Genomic DNA, 21,012 nt, shown 5'->3' with positions numbered 1-21,012 from the left:
CGACTGTCCATGGGATGTTTGTCAGCCTGAAGCGGGCATTCATTCAATGAGTTTGCGCAGAAAATGCCAACGCCCGGGTGAAGGAACCCGGGCGTTGCAAGCGTTGGGAGCAGGGTGCGCAGACTCAATGCCCGCCCACCACCATATGGCTGAACGGCGCGACGTAGGCCTGCAACGACACCAGGCCGCCGACCAGGATCGCCAGCACAATCGAGTGGAAGAACACGTAGCGCAGGATTTCCCCTTCATGGCCGTACCAGCGGGTGGCCGTGGAGGCGACCACGATCGACTGGGCGTCGACCATCTTGCCCATGACCCCGCCGGAACTGTTGGCGGCGGCCATCAACACCGGGCTGATGCCCAACTGCTCGGACGTCACCCGTTGCAAGCCGCCGAACAGAACGTTGGACGCGGTGTCCGAGCCGGTCAACGCCACGCCGAGCCAGCCGAGCAGGGTGCCGAACATCGGGTAGAAAATGCCCGTCGCGGCGAAGGCCAGGCCCATGGTCGCATCCAGCCCCGAGTAACGCGTGAGGAAGCCCAGCGCGAGCATCGCCGCAATGGTGATCAGCGAGTAACGCACCACCCACAGGGTGCGCAGGTACTGGTGAATCAGTTGCGGGATCGAGTAACCCATCAGCAAGCCGCCGATGATCGCCGACAGCAGAATGCCGCTGCCGGTGGCGGTGAACCAGGTGAACTTGTACACCGCCTCTTCGGTTTTCGGCGCGGCCACCACGGGCGGGACTTTCTCAACCTGCAAATGCAGGGTGGTGAAGGTCACGACCGGCGCAAACAGCGGGTTCGCCTCGCGCATCGGCTTGCCCTGCGGATCGAGTTTGGCTGAGCTGGTTTGCGGGTCAATCGCCGGGCGGGTGTCGAAGGTGTTCTTGAAGCTCTGGGTGCCCCAGATGAACACGAAGACCGTGAGGATGATCCATGGCATCCACGCCCGCATCACTGCCGGTTTTGCCTCATTGGCAAAGGTTGCAGTGGGGACAGGTTTTTCGTCGTGCTCGACGTCGATCTTCGAGTCGTCGACCCGCCCGGACAGGGCGGCGGAAGTGTGCACAGTGGCCGGCTTCCACACCTTGAGGAAACCGGTCAGGCAGGCCATGGAAATCAGTGCGGCGATCACGTCCACCAGCATCGGCCCGTGAAAGTTGGACACCAGGAATTGCGGCACGGCAAAACTGACCCCGGCCACCAGGATCGCCGGCCAGATTTCCAGCATCTTGCGCCAGCCGGCAAAGGCCCAGATCAACCAGAACGGCACCAGCACCGAGAAGAAGGGCAACTGCCGGCCGACCATCATCGACAGCTCCATTTCATCCAGCCCGGTGACCTTGGCCAAGGTGATGATCGGCGTGCCGAGGGCGCCGAACGCCACGGGGGCGGTGTTGGCGATCAGCGCCAGCCCTGAAGCGGCGAGCGGCGAGAAGCCCAGCCCGATCAGAATCGCCCCGGTCACCGCCACCGGCGTACCGAAACCGGCCGCGCCTTCGAAAAACGCACCGAAGCAGAAGGCGATCAGCAGCAATTGCAGGCGCCGGTCATCGGTGATGCGCGCCAGGGAGTCTTGCAACACCTTGAACGAGCCGTTCTCGGTGGTCAGGCGATGCAGGAAGATGATGTTCAACACGATCCAGCCAATCGGCAGCAGACCGTTGGCCGCACCGAACAGCGCCGCCGAACCTGCCATGTTCGCCGGCATGCCGAAGGCGAATATCGCGATCAGCAAGGCCGAGGCCAGGGCGAGCAACGCCGCCAGGTGCGCCTTGACATGGAAAAACGCGAGGGACGCCAGCATCACCACCACCGGCACAGCCGCCATGAGCGTTGAAAGCACCGGGTTACCGAACGGATCGTAGACTTGCTGCCAGACCATGTTCCACCTCTGCATTTTATTGTTGGACGTGCAGATCCCCTGGGGGGAGGTGGTCTTCAGTATAGGTGGCATTGCGCCGCTGTCAGGGCAGGCCCTCCGGTCCAGCGGGTCGGCGCAGTTCCGGGGGCTGAGCTAGCATGGCCAGTAGGGTTTGAATTCAGTCAGGGGAGCAATGCAGTCATGACCGAGCGCCATATGGAGCACAAGGAAACGCTATCGAACGGATGCAACATCAAGGTCAAGGCCGAGATATTGAAGGATGGTTCGTTGGGCATGTTCATCGGTGTCTATCGGCCGGACGGCTCGACCATCGATGAAAACCACGATCCACGGCCGCACATGCTGGACATGGAAGCGGCGATGGATTGGGGGATCGATATTGCCAAGGGGATCGGCAACAGTCAGCGAACGTTGTGAGCGGTGCCGTCCGTGCCCGGGCGACCGGCGGTCGCTGTCAGAACCCGAACGAACGGGCCGAGCCTTTTGCCAGTTCGACATCCAGCAGATGCCCGACCAGCACGTCATTCAAAAACCGGAACTGATCATTGAGCCCGACCACTTCGTTGCTGAAGTGATGATCGGCTGCCGGGATCAGCAACGCCTCGAAATTTTTGTCGAACATCAGAGTCAACTCTTTACGTGACTCGAATTCCTGCGCGTAGAAATTGTTGCCGAACACCGGGAAACGCACGGCGAGGGTGACAATGTGAATCATGATGTTTGCTCCTCGCTCAGGACGTACCAGGCAAACACACCCAATGTGAACGCCGTCAGGGCCAGGCAGGTCAGCAGATGGATCAGCATGAAGTTCCCCTCCGATTCGGGGTTTCGTGTTGGCTTGGGATCGATCCTACGCTGACGGCCATCAAGTGGAAGGCAATCGCGGCGATGGTGATTATCGACGCAAGTGATGGTGGTTTTTTCGCTGTTGATGCGGGCCCTTTCGCGGGCTCCGGGAGACTGCCACCTATACTTAAACCGAAAGTTTCGCGTGTCGGGCATTTCGCCCGGTGCCAACAGCTGGAAGCCGCTATCTTGAACCTGCGTTCGCTGATCATTGCCGTGCTGGTGGTGTTGGCGGGGTGTGCCACGCCTGTGCGCGCGCCGGTGGAAGTGGCACCGGTCATCGTTCCTGCCAGCACCTGGCAACAAGTGGACCGGGAGATCGTCGCAGCGTCGCAGGCGGCCACCGAGGAGACCAAAATCTACGCCCGCGGCGCCATGGAATACTGGCGCACACGGGTCTATGAATTGACCGAACAGAATTTCATTCCGTGGTTCAGCAGTTACTGGACCCAGGAATGGCTGTCGATGAAGGTCAGCTGGTACACCGTTAGCGCCAAGGGTGAGCAGGACTCCGTGGAAAAACGCCTGGCGGCGTACCTGCTCGAAGCCTATCAGGAGAAGGTCCTGGCGCCGGTGGCCGTGGAAGTCGATCCCGATGCGATTCTCGGCCTGGCAGCGGCGTTCTATGTCGACATCCTCAAGGAAGAGCTGCAGAAAATCTCCAACCGCCACGGCGTGCCGATGGCCCAACTCAACGGGCGCATCCAGAAAGTCCCGGCCATCGCCCTCGGGCCTCCGCCGACGAGGGACGCTTCGTTGTACCAGGTCGTGCACACCGAACCGCTGAACTCCTTGCCGGCCTTCGCCGCGCTGATAGACAAAGTCCATAAGGCCGGTGGCGACAAGGGGGTGGGCTCGACCGACACCGCGATGGCGCCGGTGGCCAGGCGCGCCAGCCGGCGGATGGAAGCCGAGATGGCCCCGCGCGGGGCCGCCAGCGCCGTGGCCGCAGCGACCGGGAAACTGGCCGGTGGCTTGATCACGCTAGGGGTGGCTGGCATTCGCGCATTCATCCAGGCCTTTGACCGGCCCGATAGCGAGGCGCTGATTCGCCGTAGCCTGGGCAATACCTTCGACAAGGCCTGGACCAAACTGGTGCAGAGCCCGACCAGCGGCGTCATGGCCTGCACGCTTTACATGGCGGCGCAGATCGAAGGCAGCCTGGCGGACCGTACTGCACCGCCGGTCGGTTTGAGCACCGGCACTGTCGATCGGACGCCAGCGCAACCGACTATCCAGCAGCACACCCCATGACCCAAGGAGAGCACTCATGTCTTACGTCGATGGTTTTATCGCTGCCGTACCCACCGCCAACCGTGAGCAATACATCAAACACGCCAAAATCGCCGCCTCGGTCTTCAAGGAAAACGGTGCCTTGAGCGTGGTCGAATGCTGGGGCGAGGATGTCCCGGAAGGCAAGGTCACCTCGTTTCCAATGTCGGTGAAGCTCAAGGACGGCGAAACCGTGGCCTTTGGCTGGATCATCTGGCCGGACAAGGCCACCCGCAATGCCGGGATGGACAGGATGATGCAGGACCCGCGCATGAAGCCGGACGTCAATCCAATGCCCTTCGACGGCCAGCGCATGGTCTACGGCGGGTTCGAAGTACTCCTCCAGGCCTGACGCCACACGCAGGGTCACTCCGGCGTCGGGGTGATCCTGCAACTCTTGCGCTGGCGGATCTCGTCGTCCGTCGGCCGCTCGCGGATGAACTCGAAGCGCGGCTCACCTTCGCTGTAATGCACCAGCCAGCCCCATTCCAGCTTGAGTTCATCCTGGCCGGGCTCGGGCGGTCTGGCCCACCATGGTTCCTTGCTGATGATCTGTCGCATGGCCCCCTCCGGTTTTTCGGGATGCTAGGGGGCGTTCTCAATTAGTTTTCACGACGGGAAAACTAATTGAGAACACCCCCTGGAACTATAACGCGCATGTCCCACGGCGCCACAAATGCGCTGGCCGGTACGCAGGTGTTGAGTACACTCAGGCAGTCTTCCCAGGAGGTGCCCGGCATGAACGACGAATCCCGCGAGCCGTTCAAGCGGCTGTTCTTTGCGCTGAACTGCTCCCCGGCCCAGCGTCGGGAGATAGCGCAGTGGCGCAGTGCGCTGCAACTGCGTAATGGACGGCCGGTGCCGGCGGAAAATTTTCACCTGACGCTGAAGTTTTTGGGGGCGGTGGGCGTGGCGCAGATTGCCGAGATCTGCACCGCTGCGGCGTCGATCCGCACACCGGGCGAGCGCTTGACGGTGGTGCTGGACCGGCTGGACGTGTGGCGCAGGGCAGGGGCGCTGGTACTCGCGCCGAAGCAGGCGCCCCCGGCATTGCTGCGCCTGGTGTATGCCCTGGAACAGGCGATGTTGCCGTTCGGCCTGGAGCAAGCCCCAAGGGAATACCGTCCGCACCTGACCCTGGCGCGGGACTATCGGGCGCCGGTGCCGGAGTCCGCAACGGCGCCGGAATTCTCCCTGCGTGCCGACCGGTTCACCTTGTTCGAATCCCACAAGGGACGTTATCGGGCGCTGGCGGAATGGCCGCTGCTTGATTCTGACCGCCCATAAAAAAAGCGCCCGAGGGCGCCAAAATTCACCTGAACCGAGGGAGCCAGGTGAGACCGTTCTACTTGCAGGAGAGGCAGCGGTGGTAAGGCGCTGCGTGAACGGAAAGTGTTGAACCCCCACCGATTAAGTGTGGGGTTCTGGATTATTGGCCCAACTTCACCTTGGTCCAACCACGGGTCATGACCCGCTGGACGGCGATCGGCTGGTCCGGCACGGCATAGAGCGTGGCCATCACCGCTTCCGGCGGGTAGGAGCCCGGATCGTTGCGGATCGCTTCATCGACCAGTGGCGTGGCCGCAGCGTTGGCGTTGCTGTAGCCGATGCTGTTGGTGATGTCGGCAATCACATCGGGGCGCATCAGGAAGTTCATGAACAGGTACGCGTTCTCGACGTTGGCGGCATCGCGGGGGATGGCGAGCATGTCGTAGAAACTGGCGGCGCCTTCTTTCGGGATGCTGTAGTCGATCTTCACCTTGTCCCCGGCTTCCTGGGCGCGGGCCTTGGCCTGCAGCACGTCGCCGGAGTAACCGACGGCCACGCAGATGTTGCCGTTGGCCAGGTCCGAGATGTATTTCGACGAATGGAAGTACGCCACGTTCGGGCGAATCTTCATGAACAGCGCCTCGGCTTCGGCGATGTGCTGTTTGTTCTGATCGTTCACCGGGTAGCCCAGGTAGTGCAGGGCGGTCGGGATCATTTCAGTCGGCGAGTCGAGGAAACTGATGCCGCAGGCTTTGAGCTTCTCGGCGTTTTCCGGTTTGAACAGCAGGTCCCAGGAGTTGGTCGGGGCGTTGGCGCCGAGCACTTCCTTGACCTTTTGCGGGTTGAAGCCGATGCCGATCGAGCCCCACATGTACGGGATGGCGTGGGCGTTATCGGGATCGCTCGCGGAGGCGTTTTTCAGCAGCACCGGGTTGAGGTTTTTCCAGTTCGACAGCTTCGACTTGTCCAGTTCCTGATAGACGCCGGCCTTGATCTGCTTGGCCAGGAAGCTGTTGGACGGCACGACGATGTCGTAGCCGGATTTGCCTGCCAGCAGGCGTGCCTCAAGGGTTTCGTTGCTGTCGAAGACATCGTAGGTCACCTGGATGCCAGTCTCGTCCTCGAACTTCTTGACGGTATCCGGGCCAATGTAATCCGACCAGTTGTAGACGCGCAGAACCTTGTCATTGGCCTGGGCGCCAGTGGCGATTGCGCCCAATAAGGACAGTGTCAGCAGAGTCCTGCCAAACATTTTCATCGGTACAACTCCATTTCTTTTTTATTCAAAAACACAAAACAAAAATCAGTGAACACAGAACCTGTGGCGAGGGAGCTTGCTCCCGCTTGAGTGCGCAGCACTCACAAAAATGTTGGGGCCGCTTCGCAGCCCAGCGCGAGCAAGCTCGCTCGCCACGGTTAATTCAGCAGTGGCCTTAGGCGGTGGCTTCCAGCATTTTCTTTTCAGGCTGCTGCCAGGATTCGCTGGCGGTCTGGTCCATGGCTTCCTGGATCGCGCGCTTGCGGGTGGCTTCGGCACGGCGGCTGAAGTACCAGACCATGAAGGTCACGATCGACACTGCCAACAGGATCAGGCTGGCCACGGCGTTGATCTCGGGCTTCACGCCCAGGCGTACCGCCGAGAACACTTCCATCGGCAGGGTCGTGGAACCCGGGCCGGACACGAAGCTCGCCAGCACCAGGTCATCGAGCGACAGGGCGAACGACATCATGCCGCCGGCCGCCAGTGACGGCGCGATCATCGGGATGGTGATCAGGAAAAACACCTTGAACGGCTTCGCACCCAGGTCCATGGCCGCTTCTTCGATGGACAGGTCCAGTTCGCGAAGGCGGGCGGACACTACCACCGCAACATAAGCGGCACAAAACGTGGTGTGGGCGATCCAGATGGTGACGATGCCACGCTCCACCGGCCAGCCGATCAACTGCGCCATGGCCACGAACAGCAGCAACAGCGACAGGCCGGTGATCACTTCAGGCATCACCAGCGGCGCGGTGACCAGGCCACCGAACAGCGTGCGGCCCTTGAAGCGCGTAACGCGAGTCAGCACGAACGCCGCCAGGGTACCCAGTGCCACTGCCGCGATGGCGGTGTAGCAGGCGATTTCCAGCGAGCGCAGAACCGAACCCATCAACTGACTGTTGTCGAGCAAACCGGCGTACCACTTGATCGACCAGCCACCCCACACCGTCACCAACTTGGAGGCGTTGAACGAGTAGATCACCAGGATCAGCATCGGCAGGTAGATAAACGACAGGCCGAAAATCAGCATGAACTTTGAAAATTCGAAGCGTTTCATCCCCGTGCCTCCATCTCTTTGGCCTGGCTGCGGTTGAACAGCAGAATCGGCACAATCAGGATCAACAGCATCACCACCGCCAGGGCAGACGCCACCGGCCAGTCGCGGTTGTTGAAGAACTCTTGCCACAACACACGGCCGATCATCAGAGTTTCCGGGCCGCCCAGCAGTTCCGGAATCACGAACTCACCGACCACCGGAATGAACACCAGCATGCAACCGGCGATGATGCCGTTCTTGGCCAAAGGCACGGTGATTTTCCAGAAGCTGTTGAAGGTGCTCGAACCCAGGTCCGATGCGGCCTCCAGCAGGCTCTGGTCGTGCTTGACCAGGTTGGCGTACAGCGGCAGCACCATGAACGGCAGATACGCATACACCACGCCGATGTAGACGGCGATGTTGGTGTTGAGGATCTCGATCGGCTGCGACGTCAGCCCGGTCCACATCAGGAACGCATTGAGCAGGCCGTTGTTGCTGAGGATGCCCATCCACGCATAAACGCGGATCAGGATCGCGGTCCAGGTCGGCATCATGATCAGCAGCATCAGGACGTTCTGCGCTTCCTTGCTGGCCTTGGTGATGGCGTAGGCCATCGGGAAACCGATCACCAGGCACATCACAGTGCTGAAAAACGCCACCTTCAACGAACCCAGGTAGGCGGACAGGTACAGCTCATCCTGGCCCAACAGGGAGTAGTTGCCGATGTTGAGCATCAGCTGGAATTTCTGCTCGGCGAAGGTGTAGATCTCCGAGTAGGGCGGAATGGCCAGGGCCGCTTCCGAGAAGCTGATCTTCATCACCAAAAAGAACGGCAGCATGAAGAACAGGAACAGCCAGATGAACGGAATCCCGATGACGAACTTGCGCCCGCTGGGGACCCACCTCAGGAATTGCTGATTGAAGGTTTTCATGCGCGCAGTACCACGCCGCTGTCGTCTTCCCACCACACGTAGACCTGATCGTCCCAGGTCGGACGCGCACCACGGCGTTCGGCGTTGGCCATGAACGACTGGACGATCTTGCCCCCAGGCAGCTCGACGTAGAACACCGAGTGGCCACCCAGGTAGGCAATGTCATGCACCTTGCCGGCGGACCAGTTGTAGCGGTTCTCCGGCTTGACGGTGCTGACCAGCAGTTTTTCCGGGCGGATCGCGTAGGTGATCGACTTGTCCTGCACCGACGTGCTGACGCCGTGACCGACGTAGATCTTCTGCTCCAGGTCCGGGCTGTGGATGATCGCGTGACCTTCCAGGTCCTCGACCACGGTGCCGTCGAAGGCGTTCACGTTGCCGATGAATTCGCAGACCATGCGGCTGACCGGTGCTTCATAAATGTCCACCGGGCTGCCGATCTGGGCGATCCAGCCCAGGTGCATGATCGCGATGCGCTGGGCCATGGTCATGGCCTCTTCCTGGTCGTGGGTCACCATCACGCAGGTCACGCCGACGCGCTCGATGATCTCCACCAGCTCCAGTTGCATCTGCGAGCGCAGCTTTTTATCCAGTGCGCCCATCGGTTCGTCGAGCAACAGCAGCTTCGGACGCTTGGCCAGGGAGCGAGCCAGGGCCACGCGCTGACGCTGGCCACCGGACAGTTGGTGCGGCTTGCGCTTGGCGTACTGGGTCATGTGCACCAGACGCAGCATCTCCTGCACCCGGGCGTCGATTTCGGCCGCTGGCAAACGGTCCTGCTTGAGGCCGAAGGCGATGTTCTGCGCCACCGTCATGTGCGGGAACAGCGCGTAAGACTGGAACATCATGTTGATCGGTCGTTCGTACGGCGGCATGTCGGTGATGTCGACGCCGTCGAGCAGAATCCGGCCTTCGGTCGGGCGCTCGAAACCGGCGAGCATGCGCAGCAGGGTCGATTTGCCGGAACCGGAACCACCGAGCAGGGCGAAGATTTCACCCTGGTGGATTTCCAGGGATACATCGTCCACAGCGGTGGTTTCGTCGAATTTCTTGGTGACGCGATCGATTTTCACCAACACCTTTTTCGGTGCCTGGTGACCCTCAAGAGCCTTCCTGTAGATGCTGGAGGCGTTTGCCATGTGAAACTCCCAACAGGTTTCAGTCGCCCGGCCAACACGGCCCGGCTTAATAGTGGATTGCAAACCCGTATCGGGGACTTCGGTCAGAACACAGGGATTTGCGTTTGCTGATCGAACTCACCCATACCGCTCGGGTTTATTCGGCGCCGCCATCCTGGCTGCCTGGTCGTACTTGTTGTTATTGCAGTGTGTTGTTTTCGCGAGCGGGGCACGCAAAAGCGCCTGCCCGCTCGCGTTGGGCAGTTAATCGTTGAATGTGGGTATCAGTTCGTCAGCTCGAGTGACGCAGTGCCGCCCGTTGCCGGCAGGCTTCGCCGAACGCCTGGAAAATACTCAGATAAGGAGGGTTGTTCAGCACTTGCCATTCCGGGTGCCATTGCACGCCGAGGGCGAAGGCCTTGCTGTGCTCGACCGAGATCGCCTCGATCAAGCCATCGGGCGCGACGGCTTCGGCGCGCAGACCGGGCGCGAGGCGCTCGATGCCCTGGCTGTGAATCGAGTTCACCTGGAACACCGCAGGCAGGTCCAGCGCTTCGAACACACCACCAGGCTGCACGTTCACCCCGTGGGCGGGAGCGTATTGCACGGCCAGGTCCGGATGGTCGGCCTCGCGATGGTCGAGGAAGCCCGGCAGTTCATGGACCTTCTGATGCAGGCTGCCACCGAACGCCACGTTCATTTCCTGGAAGCCACGGCAGATGCCGAGCACTGGAACGCCCGCTGCAATAGCGGCGCGGATCAGGGGAAGGGTGGTGGCATCCCGTGCCGGATCATGATCCGTGCCGGGGGCGCTGTCGGGGCCTTGATAGTGGAAGGGTTCCACGTTCGACGGCGAGCCGGTCAGCAACAGACCGTCGAGCTGCGGCAGCAGGTCATCGATTTCGGTCAGGTCGCCTAAGGAAGGAATAACGACAGGCAGCCCTAGCGCGGCAACGCTGACAGCACGCAAGTACTTGTCACCGCTGATGTGGTAGGGGTGCAGGCCAATCTGTTTGACGCATGCAGTAACGCCGATCAATGGCTTGAATGCCATTTTTATCACCTCGAAGTTTCACACTTGAACGAGCTTTTCTGGAGCTTAGCCTTGTTGATTTTAATTAACAACTCTCATGTAAAAAATTCTAAACGCCGAACGTCCGATCTTCAGGGTTTACGCGTGTTTGAGGGCGTATCTGGCACTCCCGTCCTTCTGAAAGGCCCGAAAATAAACGCTGAACGGCCAGGTGTTCGCTATTGACTTCACTTTGCCTTTCGGATTGACTGGGCTCGTGAAAGGGCAGTGAACATAATAATTAACAGCTAAATAGGTGCAACATGTCGGTCCCTCTGCGTACCGTTCAACTCAACGAAGCAAACGCATTCCTTAAGAAATATCCTGAGGTTTTGTACGTCGACCTTCTGATTGCGGATATGAACGGTGTGGTGCGCGGCAAGCGCATCGAGCGCACCAGTCTTCATAAGGTTTACGAGAAAGGCATTAACCTGCCGGCGTCCCTGTTTGCTCTGGACATCAATGGTTCCACGGTGGAAAGCACCGGCCTGGGTCTGGACATCGGCGACTCCGACCGGATCTGCTACCCGATCCCCGGCACCCTGAGCATCGAACCCTGGCAGAAGCGCCCAACCGCGCAACTGTTGATGACCATGCACGAACTCGAAGGCCAGCCATTCTTCGCCGACCCGCGTGAAGTGCTGGCCAATGTCGTGCGCAAGTTCGACGACATGGGCCTGACCATCTGCGCGGCGTTCGAGCTGGAGTTCTACCTGATCGACCAGGACAACGTGAACGGTCGTCCGCAATCGCCACGTTCGCCGGTATCCGGCAAGCGTCCGATGTCGACCCAGGTGTACCTGATCGACGACCTCGACGAATACGTCGATTGCCTGCAGGACATCCTCGAAGGCGCGAAAGAGCAGGGCATCCCGGCTGACGCTATCGTCAAGGAAAGCGCCCCGGCGCAATTCGAAGTCAACCTGCATCACGTGGCTGACCCGATCAAGGCGTGCGACTACGCGGTCCTGCTCAAGCGTCTGGTGAAGAACATCGCCTACGACCACGAGATGGACACCACCTTCATGGCCAAGCCGTATCCGGGCCAGGCGGGCAACGGTCTGCACGTGCACATCTCGATTCTCGACAAAGAAGGCAACAACATCTTTGCCAGCGAGGATCCCGAGCAGAACGCCGCGCTGCGACACGCGATCGGCGGTGTGCTCGAGACCCTGCCGGCGCAGATGGCGTTCCTTTGCCCGAACGTCAACTCGTACCGTCGTTTCGGCGCGCAGTTCTACGTGCCGAACTCGCCGAGCTGGGGCATCGACAACCGTACCGTAGCGGTACGTGTGCCGACCGGTTCGCCGGACTCCGTGCGCATCGAACACCGCGTGGCCGGTGCCGACGCCAACCCGTACCTGTTGATGGCTTCGGTGTTGGCCGGCGTGCACCACGGCCTGACCAATCAGATCGAACCGGGCGCCCCGGTGGAAGGCAACAGCTACGAGCAGAACGAGCAGAGCTTGCCGAACAACCTGCGCGACGCACTGCGCGAGCTGGACGACAGCGAAGTCATGGCCAAGTACATCGACCCGCTGTACATCGACGTGTTTGTGGCGTGCAAGGAAAGCGAGCTGGCCGAGTTCGAGAACTCCATCTCGGACCTTGAGTACAACTGGTACTTGCACACGGTCTAAAGAACCACTCAAATCCCTGTAGGAGTGAGCCTGCTCGCGATAGCGTCATCACATTCAATAGTGATGCTGATTGATCCACCGCTATCGCGAGCAGGCTCACTCCTACAGGGGTCGGATTACCAAGTTTTGATGGATGGGCGTTCGCTCGTCCTTCATCTATTCCCCTGCGTCGAGTCACAACCATGACAAACACTCGCAGCGATTGGGAGCAGCGCTTCCAGTCCCTAACCATCGAAGGTCGCGCATTCATTGACGGCCAGTACTGCGCAGCCGCCAGCGGCGCGACGTTCGAATGCATCAGCCCCGTGGACGGTCGTTTCCTGGCGAACGTCGCCAGCACCGACGAAGCCGACGCCAATGCGGCGGTCGCCGTGGCGCGCCGTACCTTCGAATCCGGCGTATGGGCCAACCTGGCCCCGGCCGAGCGCAAGCGCATCCTGATCCGTTTCGCCGATCTGATCCTGGCGAACCAGGAAGAACTGGCCCTGCTCGAAACCCTCGACATGGGCAAGCCGATCAGCGACTCCATGAGCATCGACATTCCAGCGACCGCCAACGCGATCCGCTGGACCGCCGAAGCCATCGACAAGATCTACGACGAAGTCGCCGCCACGCCCCAGGATCAACTGGGCCTGGTGACTCGCGAAGCGGTCGGCGTGGTCGCGGCCATCGTGCCGTGGAACTTCCCGCTGATCATGGCCAGCTGGAAATTCGCCCCGGCCCTGGCGATGGGCAACTCGTTCATCCTCAAGCCTTCGGAAAAGTCGCCGCTGACCGCGATCCGCATCGCGCAGCTGGCGCTGGATGCCGGCATCCCGAAAGGCGTGTTCAACGTCCTGCCGGGTTACGGCCACACCGTTGGCAAGGCGTTGGCGTTGCACATGGACGTCGACGTGCTGGCCTTCACCGGCTCCACGGCGATTGCCAAGCAGCTGATGATCTACGCCGGGCAGAGCAACATGAAACGCGTCTGGGCCGAAGCCGGGGGCAAGAGCCCGAACGTGGTGTTTGCCGACGCGCCGGATCTGCGCGCGGCAGCACAGGCTGCGGCCAGCGGCATCGCCTTCAACCAGGGCGAAGTCTGCACCGCCGGCTCGCGCCTGTTGGTGGAGCGTTCGATTCGCGAGCAGTTCATTCCATTGCTGGTGGAAGCCCTGCAAGCCTGGAAACCAGGTCATGCGCTGGATCCTGCAACCACCGTCGGTGCGGTCGTCGACCAGCGTCAACTGGACAACGTACTGCGCTACATCGGCATCGGCAAAGAGCAGGGCGCCCAACTGATCGCAGGCGGTAGCCGCACCCTCGAAGACACCGGTGGCCAGTACGTGGAACCGACGATTTTCGACGGCGTGACCAACGCGATGACCATCGCCCAGGAAGAAATCTTCGGCCCGGTGCTGTCGGTCATCACCTTCGAGACCTTCGATGAAGCCCTGGCGATTGCCAACGACAGCATCTTCGGCCTGGCCGCCGGCGTGTGGACCAGTAACCTGAGCAAGGCCCACACCTTCGCCCGTGGCCTGCGTGCCGGCAGCGTCTGGGTCAACCAGTACGACGGCGGCGACATGACCGCGCCGTTCGGCGGGTTCAAGCAGTCGGGTAACGGTCGGGACAAATCGCTGCACGCGTTCGACAAGTACACCGAACTCAAGGCGACCTGGATCAAGCTCTAACACCTTTTAAACGGCGGCCGCCGACACGCTGTCGGCGACCCTCGGAGAAACGTATGAAACAAGACTCTTTTAACCAACAGCATGTAAACAGCTACTACGCCGCCACCCGCAACTTCACCGGCGATTTTCCGGTGCTGGAAGGGGCGGTGGACTGCGACGTCTGCGTGATCGGCGCCGGCTACACCGGCCTGTCCTCGGCCCTGTTCCTCGCCGAAGCGGGCTACAGCGTGACTGTGCTCGAAGCAGCCAAGGTCGGCTTCGGCGCCAGCGGTCGCAACGGCGGCCAACTGGTCAACTCCTATAGCCGCGACGTCGATGTCATTGAAGAGCGCTACGGCGACAAGACTGCCGAAATCCTCGGCAGCATGATTTTTGAAGGCGCCGACATCATCCGTCAGCGCATACAGCACTACGACATCCAGTGCGACTACCGTCCCGGCGGTATCTTCGCGGCGATGAACAAGAAGCAACTCAACGGCCTGGCCGAGCAGAAGAAGAGCTGGGAACGCTACGGCAACAAGAACCTGAAAATGCTCGACGCGGCCGACATCAAGCGCGAAGTGGGTTCCGATGCCTACGTCGGCGGCCTGCTGGACATGCAGGGCGGCCACATTCACCCGCTGAACCTGGCACTCGGTGAAGCTTCGGCCATCATCGGCCTGGGCGGCAAGATCTACGAGCAATCGGCGGCGGTGGAAATCACCTACGGCGAGCCCATCACCGTGCGCACCGCCAAAGGCGTGGTCAAGGCCAAGTACCTGCTGATCGCCGGTAACGCCTACCTGCCGCAGGGCCTGGACAACCGCGTGACCAGCAAGAGCATGCCGTGCGGTTCGCAGATCGTCGTCACCGAGCCGTTGTCGGAGCAGCAAGCGCGTAGCCTGATCAAGAACAACTACTGCGTCGAAGACTGCAACTACCTGCTCGACTACTACCGCCTGACCGCCGACAACCGCCTGCTGTACGGCGGTGGCGTGGTCTACGGCGCACGCGAGCCGGACGACATCGAACAACTGATCCGCCCGAAAATCCTCAAGACCTTCCCGCAATTGAAGGACGTGAAGATCGACTACCGCTGGACCGGCAACTTCCTGCTGACCATGTCACGCATGCCGCAATTCGGCCGTATCGAGAAAAACGCCTACTACATGCAGGGCTACAGCGGCCACGGCGTCACCTGTTCGCACCTGGCCGGCAAACTGATTTCGGAAATGATCCGTGGCGACGCCGAGCGCTTCGACGCGTTTGCCTCGCTACCGCACATGCCGATGATCGGCGGGCGTACCTTCTCGGCCCCGTTGACCGCCCTCGGCGCCGTGTACTACTCGCTGCGTGACCGTTTCGGCATCTAAGCTTTACCTCGCCGGCGGCATCTCCCCAAAGGGTGCTGCCGGCTTTTTAATCCCTGAAACACCGCCGCCCTTTGTGGGAGCGAGCTTGCTCGCGATAGCGGTCTGACATTCGACATTGATGTTGACTGACCCGCCGCCATCGTCGGAGCGCCGCCCGGAGCAAGCTCGCTCCCACAGGTCTTGTGTCTTGGCTGAGAATTTTCATCAACCGGTTCTTTTCTTCTGCCGTTTATCGAACCTGCTGAGCATTACGAACAAACGTGATTTAATAGCCGCCTTTCACGTTTCCGGGACCGGAAAACGGCGTGATCCGCGCCTGCACTCCACCCCCATTACCCTTAAGTAGCACGCACATAAGGCTGTCATGGACACGGGCTCACGACTCAAATTAGTACGCGAAAGCTACAAAATGTCCCAGCGCGAGCTGGCCCGGCGTAGCGGCGTCACCAATGCAACCATCTCCCTGATCGAACAGAATCGGGTCAGTCCTTCCGTCAGCTCCCTGAAGAAGTTGCTGGAGGGCATCCCCATGTCCCTGGCCGACTTCTTCACCTTTGATCAGCCACCCCGCGAGCACCAGTACGTCTTTCGCGCCAACGAACAGCCCGACCTCGGCCGCCATGGCCTGCGCCTGCTGCTGATCGGCGCGTCCGTGCCAAGCCGGCAGATGCGTTTGCTGCGCGAGCAATACGCACCGGGCGCCAGCTCCGGTGAAGAGCCGATCGTGCATTCCGAAGGCGAGGAGTGTGGGCTGGTGACCCGGGGTACCGTGGAATTGACCGTGGATGGCCAGGTGAGCGTGCTCAACGCCGGGGATGGCTATTACTTCCCGACGACCTTGCCGCACCGGTTTCGCAATATCGGGGCCGATGAAGCGGAAATCATCAGCGCCAACACACCGGCGAACTTCTGATAAGCGCTTTTCGGGCAGGGTTCATCAGGAACCAGCCTTTAAAACCCGCATTTGATGCGGGTTTTTTTATCATTCGAATCTGGTGACTGCCAGGCAACTGAAAGTGCAGCGCTGGCCATTCCCGCAACTCATGACGAAACACTGCACCCTTTGCGGGTTATTTCGATCTGTTGGTAGTCGGCGCGGTTTTCTTTCTGCAGGGTGGCCAACAGAGCCAAAGTGGCTTGCGGATCATTGAGCGGTAATGTCTTGAGCACCTCGACATCAACATCCCACCACTTGCTGTCGATCAGCGCCTCAATCAACTCGGGTGTGTGCCGATACTTGACGACTTTTGCCGGGGTGCCGGCAACAATGGCGTACGGTGGCACGTCATGGGCAACCAGGGCGCGAGTTGCAATGACAGCGCCAGTGCCTATGGTCACGCCTTCCAGGATCATCGCGCTATGGCCGATCCAGACGTCATGCCCAATCGTGATGTCCACAACCTCCGGGTCGTAAACCAGCGCCGTGTCGGTATATTGGAAGGGATGTGAACTGAGCCAGTCCAACGGATGCGAGCTCTTTTGCTGGCCGATAAAACAGCTGCTACTGATGGAACAAAACCTGCCAATGGAGGAGACCGCCGAAAGGAAGCAGTCACTGCGGATATAGGTATGGGCACCGATTTCCAGCTTTTTCGACTCTATGACCACATTCCCAAGCGTCACGCCTTCTTCTATGGTCAGTGTCGTTCTTTTGTGCAGTGACAATAAACCGCCCGCCACTTTGCATTTGTGTTTGCGAATCCATCTTTTCCAGTAACTATTTCGCAAATAACTGATTATTTTTTTCATGAAAAGCTGTCTTGGATATCCGTTACAGGGCTTGGCCTGGCCCCATGAGCCAACAGTCGAGTCTAAATGAATCAGCTGCGAAATTGCACTCTACTTGACCACCCGCTTGCGTTCGACCTGACCACCGATTGCATCGGATTTGACCAGCACGCTTTGTAACCATGATCGGCAGAGAACGGCCAATAGCAGCCCTTCATGATCGGCTGCTATTGGCCAAAAGGTAGCACTGGCCTACACCGACCTACGGCGAGTGCCAGCAGATCGCAAGAGTCGCACTATTTCGATACCACCAGCGCCGGTGGCTGCCAACTGCCCTCACCCGCGGGAAGAATCGAAGGTGGCGTGGCTTTCGGCCAATAGAGGCGCATCACCAGATAGGCCGTGTCGTCAGGCGCGGGCAACCAATTGGACTCCTTGGTCTTGCCCGGCGAATCCTTCTGGATGTACAGCGTCAGTGAACCATCCGCGTTCTTTTTCATGGCCGACAGCATCGGCGAATTGATCAGGTAGCGGTTGATCGGATTCTTGATCAGCAGTTGGCTTTTGCCGTCGTACATGGTCACTGACCAGAAGGCATTGACTGGCGGCAATTTGCCGGCGGGGAAGGTGAGCGTGTAGCTGTGCTTGCCGGTATTCAACGTCTGGCCATTGCCATCGGTACGAGTAATGGGGTACATCGCCTCGGCGGCGTCATTACCGTACAGACCAGCCTTCGCGGCGCCAGACCGCATCAGCCAGTCGCCTTTGTAGAACGCCTGGTCGCCGAAGAACGCGCCAACACTCCAGCCGTTGATATTCTTCATTCCGCTCGAGAGGAATTTGTCGACCTTCTCGTCGCCGGCCTTCATCCCGAGCAGGACCACGGCCTTGTGCTCGAGCGAGAGGTCCTTGAATTCGAAGTTCCGTCCAGGACCTACGCCGATACTGGCCAGCCTGGCCCGGATCTCCTTGTCGTCATCCGATGCTGGCACATACTGCAGCGCGGCCGACAGGTACTCGAAGAAGTTGGCCTTGATGCCATCCGTGGTGGCCGGCACGAAATCAATCTTCGACGCAGCGAGCGGCGCAGGTTGATGGAGGAAGGCGGACAGCGACTGGATCTTATAGCCCGCCTGCAACTTCTCGACATTTGGCATGTCCGCCGGATTGAACAGCTGGGTCCGGATCAGGGTCAGTGCGAAGGGAGTCGTGGAGCTGAACACCTTCTCGATGCCTGGAGGTGTCGCTCCCTTCCAGTCGGGGCCTGCAATCATGTAGCTCCCGGGCGCGCTGGCAGTTGCCCGGCTCCCGATGTAGCCGTAGTTGTAGGTGTTGCCGTCGATCAGTTGCACCGAGTAGTAGCGCTTTTTGGAGACGGCCGGCACGGTAATCACGAGCGGCTCTGCACGCAGGTCGGCCCAGAGTATCGAGTACGGCGTGTCGCTGTTGGGTGTAATGATGGCGGTGTCAGCCGGTGTCGCGACCCGATGATCGTTGTGCAGTTGGTTGAAGGGGGCCTTGAACTGGCTAGACTTGGAGTCCACCGCGAATTCGTTCATCACGGCGTAATTCATAACCAGCGGCAAGCCGTAGATAAAGCCTTCCTCGGCGATCGCCTTGGTTTGCTCCAGACTCGGCGCGGGCACGCCCTTGGCCTCATCCGCCTTATCTGCCTGCGTGATCGGATCGTTCTTACCCGCACACCCCGCGAAAAGCGTTGAACCCACTACGACGACTGCCGCAGCCATTGTCCAGCCCCGGTTAAACTTCCTGTTCATTTCTACCTCGTTAGTTTGAGCAAGCTGGCCCGTGGGCCTTCATGGCCACGGTGAAATAATTTGAATACTTCTTGTGGCGAAGCGCCTACTCACGCGCTCAGGGAGTGTAGATCACAATAAGCCAGCATCCCCTTGCGCAGCTGAGCAGCTCAGATTCAGTTCCGGAGTATTTACGCGCCGCCGTTACGGACCATTTGGCTTCGAGAACAGCCAATCGTGATCTGCAGCCAAAAAGCGGATGGTCAGAGATTAACTCTCGAGATCCGCCAAAGACCGCTACGGGTCGTTCTCTGCCGGTCATGGCCACGCAGCGTGATGGTCAAGTCCCATGCAAACAGCTGGTCAGGTCCTATGCAAACAACTGGTCAAGTCAGTGCAATTACCCATCGGCGGAGGAGATGAATTTTTTAGACGGTATTCAAAAACAGTTCCGGTGCGTCAGTCTGCTGATGGCTTCTGTAGCCAACTGAACGGTGGTCATTGAAAATCCGCAGAAATGCGGGTTTTTTGTGCTTGAAAAATGTCACTGCTTCTTCGGCCCCTCAAACCCCCGCTGCTCGATCACGGCAAATACATCCCGCACATCCTGAAGCAGAATCCGCGAAATGTTGGTGACGGTGTTGATGTCGTTTTCGGCGTAGTCGGGGAGGCTGGTGCAGGCCATGAGGTTGAGGTATTGCAGGACGGCGTTGAGGCGTTCGGCGGCGCAGTTGTGGAGTTCGCGCAGCGGGGCGTCGCTGTCGATGAGGAGGACGGGGTAGCTGGTGGCGATTTGTTTCATTGGGGTGAAGCGGCGGTGTGGGGTGTTCATCATTTTTAAGTTCACTCAAAAAATTAATGAAGCGCCACCTTTTTGCTGCGAAACAATTAGGTGGCAGTTATACGCAGGTTCGCAGACCGAGCCACAACCCAAAACCCGGCAGATCCGAAGATCTCCCACGTACAACCGCCATAAAACGTAATGCTGGCGAAGTTTGCCAGAATTGTTGTTTGACGGTGTAAGGGTGTGTGTTGTTTGGGCTGCGAAACCCAACCGCCAACTCAAGTCAGCGACCGGCGCACATTAGGCATCCATTTCGACGGCTGCAACCGGCCTGTAGGACGCCAAAAGCCCCCTGTGGCGAGGGAGCTTGCTCCCGTTCGGCGGCTCTGCCGCCGTAAAACCGGGCACTGCGGTGTGTCTGAGGAAATGAGTTGCAATGGATGAGGGCTGCTTCGCAGCCCAGCGGGAGCAAGCTCCCTCGCCACGGGGGGTAAATTCCTACATGTTTTTCGGATGTCAGGGATGTGTGATGAGGAGGCGCGGTGAGTTGCATATAATCGACAAGCCCCATCCATCCGCAAACGCCGGCAAGGCTTCGATCGGATGAGCGTAGACGGTTTGGCGGTGGGTGACTTCATGGAACCAACTTCGTCTATAACGTCTAAATTTCAGGGACTATTCCCCACCACGAAGGAATGAATCATGTTCAGGACTCGATCATTGATTGCAGCTGTTACCTGTTTGACTCTGGTCTGTGGCTCGGTGACGGCGCTGGCCGATCCCGGTAACGGCCAGGGCAACGGGAAGGCCAACCATGGCAACCAGGGTGGTCATGGCAACAAGAACAAGAATTCCGGCGGTGGCGGGGACTGGAGCAATGGCCCGAGCATCAACCGGGGCAGCGTGCTCGAGATCATTGGCGTGAATACCGGCTACTGGAGCCCCGGGCCTGACTTGCCACCGGGTATTCAAAAGAACCTTGCCCGAGGCAAGCCGCTTCCACCCGGCATCGCCAAAAAACTGGATGGCCGACTGGTCGGCAGGCTGCCCCACTATGATGGCTACGAATGGCAGCAAGTCGGCACGGACCTGATCCTGGTTGCGCTGGCCACCGGGCTTGTCTATGAAATTCTCGACGGTGCGTTTGATTGACGTGTGGAAGGTAGTCTTCCCGCTGATTCAAGGTGCTCCAGCCGTCTGTCGTGGTACTTGAACTGTTGGAGGGATATCGCGTCATACGTCACGCGATATCAACCTCCTACGGAAGCAATCATGCTTTTTAAAAACAAGAGTCTCGTTGCTGTAATGTCATGCGCCATGATGCTTGCAGCCGCCCCTTTGCTGCCTAGTGGCCTGTCGATCATGGGTTCCGCCTACGCGAAAG

20 protein-coding genes are annotated in these 21,012 nt (G+C 59.7%); 9 read left to right on the top strand and 11 right to left on the bottom strand.

The window, feature by feature from the left end; all coding sequences use genetic code 11:
- Nucleotides 1-124: 124 nt before the first annotated feature.
- A complete protein-coding gene (locus KGB07_RS03570; protein WP_046042419.1) occupies nucleotides 125-1,888 on the bottom strand; it encodes an L-lactate permease in 1,764 nt (587 codons plus the stop codon).
- Between the two features lie 180 nt (nucleotides 1,889-2,068).
- Between KGB07_RS03570 and KGB07_RS03565 the strand changes: the two genes are divergently transcribed.
- Entirely contained in the window at nucleotides 2,069-2,305 is a 237-nt protein-coding gene (locus KGB07_RS03565; RefSeq protein ID WP_046042418.1) for a hypothetical protein, read from the top strand.
- A gap of 37 nt (nucleotides 2,306-2,342) precedes the next feature.
- Here KGB07_RS03565 and KGB07_RS03560 read toward each other — a convergent pair whose 3' ends face one another.
- Complete coding sequence (locus KGB07_RS03560; RefSeq protein ID WP_223464578.1) at nucleotides 2,343-2,603, bottom strand: hypothetical protein; 261 nt, start codon at nucleotides 2,601-2,603, stop codon at nucleotides 2,343-2,345.
- A gap of 320 nt (nucleotides 2,604-2,923) precedes the next feature.
- Here KGB07_RS03560 and KGB07_RS03555 point away from each other — a divergent pair, with 320 nt between their 5' ends.
- Nucleotides 2,924-3,988 (top strand): lipoprotein, encoded by a 1,065-nt coding sequence (locus tag KGB07_RS03555; RefSeq protein ID WP_046042416.1) that lies wholly within the window; start codon nucleotides 2,924-2,926, stop codon nucleotides 3,986-3,988.
- 16 nt (nucleotides 3,989-4,004) lie between these two features.
- The gene (locus KGB07_RS03550) at nucleotides 4,005-4,358 is read left to right on the top strand and encodes a DUF1428 domain-containing protein (protein WP_046042415.1); all 354 of its coding nucleotides are present in this window, start codon (nucleotides 4,005-4,007) and stop codon (nucleotides 4,356-4,358) included.
- Nucleotides 4,359-4,372: 14 nt separating this feature from the next.
- On the opposite strand, the gene KGB07_RS03545 is transcribed toward KGB07_RS03550, so the two are convergent.
- Nucleotides 4,373-4,567, bottom strand: a complete 195-nt coding sequence (locus tag KGB07_RS03545; RefSeq protein ID WP_056727280.1) for a hypothetical protein — start codon at nucleotides 4,565-4,567, stop codon at nucleotides 4,373-4,375.
- Nucleotides 4,568-4,744: 177 nt separating this feature from the next.
- On the opposite strand from KGB07_RS03545, the gene thpR reads away from it, so the two are divergent.
- The gene (thpR, locus tag KGB07_RS03540) at nucleotides 4,745-5,293 is read left to right on the top strand and encodes an RNA 2',3'-cyclic phosphodiesterase (RefSeq protein WP_223464576.1); all 549 of its coding nucleotides are present in this window, start codon (nucleotides 4,745-4,747) and stop codon (nucleotides 5,291-5,293) included.
- A gap of 142 nt (nucleotides 5,294-5,435) precedes the next feature.
- Here the strand turns inward: thpR and KGB07_RS03535 are convergent, their stop codons facing one another.
- The 5 genes from KGB07_RS03535 to KGB07_RS03515 all read right to left on the bottom strand — a co-directional run bounded on the left by KGB07_RS03535 (nucleotide 5,436) and on the right by KGB07_RS03515 (nucleotide 10,676).
- The gene (locus KGB07_RS03535; RefSeq protein ID WP_046042412.1) at nucleotides 5,436-6,533 is read right to left on the bottom strand and encodes a polyamine ABC transporter substrate-binding protein; all 1,098 of its coding nucleotides are present in this window, start codon (nucleotides 6,531-6,533) and stop codon (nucleotides 5,436-5,438) included.
- Nucleotides 6,534-6,708: 175 nt separating this feature from the next.
- Entirely contained in the window at nucleotides 6,709-7,593 is an 885-nt protein-coding gene (locus tag KGB07_RS03530) for an ABC transporter permease subunit (RefSeq protein ID WP_046042411.1), read from the bottom strand.
- Nucleotides 7,590-8,504 carry an ABC transporter permease subunit gene (locus KGB07_RS03525; protein ID WP_046042410.1) on the bottom strand — a complete coding sequence of 305 codons (915 nt, stop codon included), beginning with the start codon at nucleotides 8,502-8,504 and terminating at the stop codon, nucleotides 7,590-7,592. The genes KGB07_RS03530 and KGB07_RS03525 overlap by 4 nt, the downstream gene beginning before the upstream one ends.
- Entirely contained in the window at nucleotides 8,501-9,643 is a 1,143-nt protein-coding gene (gene potA / locus KGB07_RS03520; RefSeq protein ID WP_046042409.1) for a polyamine ABC transporter ATP-binding protein, read from the bottom strand. Before potA ends, KGB07_RS03525 begins: the two co-directional genes overlap by 4 nt.
- A 271-nt stretch (nucleotides 9,644-9,914) precedes the next feature.
- A complete protein-coding gene (locus KGB07_RS03515; RefSeq protein ID WP_046042408.1) occupies nucleotides 9,915-10,676 on the bottom strand; it encodes a gamma-glutamyl-gamma-aminobutyrate hydrolase family protein in 762 nt (253 codons plus the stop codon).
- A gap of 281 nt (nucleotides 10,677-10,957) precedes the next feature.
- On the opposite strand from KGB07_RS03515, the gene KGB07_RS03510 reads away from it, so the two are divergent.
- From KGB07_RS03510 to KGB07_RS03495, 4 genes are all read left to right on the top strand, one after another.
- Complete coding sequence (locus tag KGB07_RS03510; protein ID WP_046042407.1) at nucleotides 10,958-12,334, top strand: glutamine synthetase family protein; 1,377 nt, start codon at nucleotides 10,958-10,960, stop codon at nucleotides 12,332-12,334.
- A 182-nt stretch (nucleotides 12,335-12,516) separates the two neighbouring features.
- On the top strand, nucleotides 12,517-14,007 hold the full coding sequence (locus KGB07_RS03505) for an aldehyde dehydrogenase (protein ID WP_223464574.1): 1,491 nt from the start codon (nucleotides 12,517-12,519) through the stop codon (nucleotides 14,005-14,007).
- 53 nt (nucleotides 14,008-14,060) lie between these two features.
- Nucleotides 14,061-15,359, top strand: coding sequence for an NAD(P)/FAD-dependent oxidoreductase (locus KGB07_RS03500; RefSeq protein ID WP_046042405.1), 1,299 nt, complete (start codon nucleotides 14,061-14,063; stop codon nucleotides 15,357-15,359).
- 364 nt (nucleotides 15,360-15,723) lie between these two features.
- Complete coding sequence (locus KGB07_RS03495; protein ID WP_046042404.1) at nucleotides 15,724-16,272, top strand: cupin domain-containing protein; 549 nt, start codon at nucleotides 15,724-15,726, stop codon at nucleotides 16,270-16,272.
- Between the two features lie 128 nt (nucleotides 16,273-16,400).
- Here KGB07_RS03495 and KGB07_RS03490 read toward each other — a convergent pair whose 3' ends face one another.
- The 3 genes from KGB07_RS03490 to KGB07_RS03480 form a co-directional block, all read right to left on the bottom strand.
- Nucleotides 16,401-17,108: a CatB-related O-acetyltransferase gene (locus KGB07_RS03490; protein WP_223464572.1), complete on the bottom strand. Its 708-nt coding sequence runs from the start codon at nucleotides 17,106-17,108 to the stop codon at nucleotides 16,401-16,403.
- 275 nt (nucleotides 17,109-17,383) lie between these two features.
- Complete coding sequence (locus KGB07_RS03485; protein ID WP_223464681.1) at nucleotides 17,384-18,835, bottom strand: DUF1254 domain-containing protein; 1,452 nt, start codon at nucleotides 18,833-18,835, stop codon at nucleotides 17,384-17,386.
- A gap of 553 nt (nucleotides 18,836-19,388) precedes the next feature.
- Entirely contained in the window at nucleotides 19,389-19,676 is a 288-nt protein-coding gene (locus KGB07_RS03480) for a fructose-bisphosphate aldolase (RefSeq protein ID WP_223464680.1), read from the bottom strand.
- Nucleotides 19,677-20,330: 654 nt separating this feature from the next.
- Between KGB07_RS03480 and KGB07_RS03475 the strand changes: the two genes are divergently transcribed.
- A complete protein-coding gene (locus KGB07_RS03475; RefSeq protein WP_046042401.1) occupies nucleotides 20,331-20,780 on the top strand; it encodes an anti-virulence regulator CigR family protein in 450 nt (149 codons plus the stop codon).
- Nucleotides 20,781-21,012: the final 232 nt, after the last annotated feature.

The sequence above is a fragment of the Pseudomonas sp. GL-RE-26 genome (assembly GCF_019956275.1).
Taxonomy (GTDB): Bacteria; Pseudomonadota; Gammaproteobacteria; order Pseudomonadales; family Pseudomonadaceae; genus Aquipseudomonas; species Aquipseudomonas grandcourensis.
The sequence above is the reverse complement of the archived record's forward strand: the minus strand, read 5'-3'. Positions and strand labels throughout refer to the sequence as shown.

What these genes read in the sequence shown, in the direction of transcription:
- potA (WP_046042409.1), bottom strand. Translation starts at nt 9,643, where the DNA reads ATGGCAAACGCCTCCAGCATCTACAGGAAGGCTCTTGAGGGTCACCAG.
- KGB07_RS03530 (WP_046042411.1), bottom strand. Translation starts at nt 7,593, where the DNA reads ATGAAACGCTTCGAATTTTCAAAGTTCATGCTGATTTTCGGCCTGTCG.
- KGB07_RS03510 (WP_046042407.1), top strand. Translation starts at nt 10,958, where the DNA reads ATGTCGGTCCCTCTGCGTACCGTTCAACTCAACGAAGCAAACGCATTC.
- KGB07_RS03545 (WP_056727280.1), bottom strand. Translation starts at nt 4,567, where the DNA reads ATGCGACAGATCATCAGCAAGGAACCATGGTGGGCCAGACCGCCCGAG.
- KGB07_RS03570 (WP_046042419.1), bottom strand. Translation starts at nt 1,888, where the DNA reads ATGGTCTGGCAGCAAGTCTACGATCCGTTCGGTAACCCGGTGCTTTCA.
- KGB07_RS03505 (WP_223464574.1), top strand. Translation starts at nt 12,517, where the DNA reads ATGACAAACACTCGCAGCGATTGGGAGCAGCGCTTCCAGTCCCTAACC.
- KGB07_RS03560 (WP_223464578.1), bottom strand. Translation starts at nt 2,603, where the DNA reads ATGATTCACATTGTCACCCTCGCCGTGCGTTTCCCGGTGTTCGGCAAC.
- KGB07_RS03485 (WP_223464681.1), bottom strand. Translation starts at nt 18,835, where the DNA reads ATGGCTGCGGCAGTCGTCGTAGTGGGTTCAACGCTTTTCGCGGGGTGT.
- KGB07_RS03480 (WP_223464680.1), bottom strand. Translation starts at nt 19,676, where the DNA reads ATGAACACCCCACACCGCCGCTTCACCCCAATGAAACAAATCGCCACC.
- KGB07_RS03525 (WP_046042410.1), bottom strand. Translation starts at nt 8,504, where the DNA reads ATGAAAACCTTCAATCAGCAATTCCTGAGGTGGGTCCCCAGCGGGCGC.
- KGB07_RS03515 (WP_046042408.1), bottom strand. Translation starts at nt 10,676, where the DNA reads ATGGCATTCAAGCCATTGATCGGCGTTACTGCATGCGTCAAACAGATT.
- KGB07_RS03535 (WP_046042412.1), bottom strand. Translation starts at nt 6,533, where the DNA reads ATGAAAATGTTTGGCAGGACTCTGCTGACACTGTCCTTATTGGGCGCA.
- KGB07_RS03475 (WP_046042401.1), top strand. Translation starts at nt 20,331, where the DNA reads ATGTTCAGGACTCGATCATTGATTGCAGCTGTTACCTGTTTGACTCTG.
- KGB07_RS03550 (WP_046042415.1), top strand. Translation starts at nt 4,005, where the DNA reads ATGTCTTACGTCGATGGTTTTATCGCTGCCGTACCCACCGCCAACCGT.
- KGB07_RS03490 (WP_223464572.1), bottom strand. Translation starts at nt 17,108, where the DNA reads ATGAAAAAAATAATCAGTTATTTGCGAAATAGTTACTGGAAAAGATGG.
- KGB07_RS03500 (WP_046042405.1), top strand. Translation starts at nt 14,061, where the DNA reads ATGAAACAAGACTCTTTTAACCAACAGCATGTAAACAGCTACTACGCC.
- KGB07_RS03565 (WP_046042418.1), top strand. Translation starts at nt 2,069, where the DNA reads ATGACCGAGCGCCATATGGAGCACAAGGAAACGCTATCGAACGGATGC.
- thpR (WP_223464576.1), top strand. Translation starts at nt 4,745, where the DNA reads ATGAACGACGAATCCCGCGAGCCGTTCAAGCGGCTGTTCTTTGCGCTG.
- KGB07_RS03495 (WP_046042404.1), top strand. Translation starts at nt 15,724, where the DNA reads ATGGACACGGGCTCACGACTCAAATTAGTACGCGAAAGCTACAAAATG.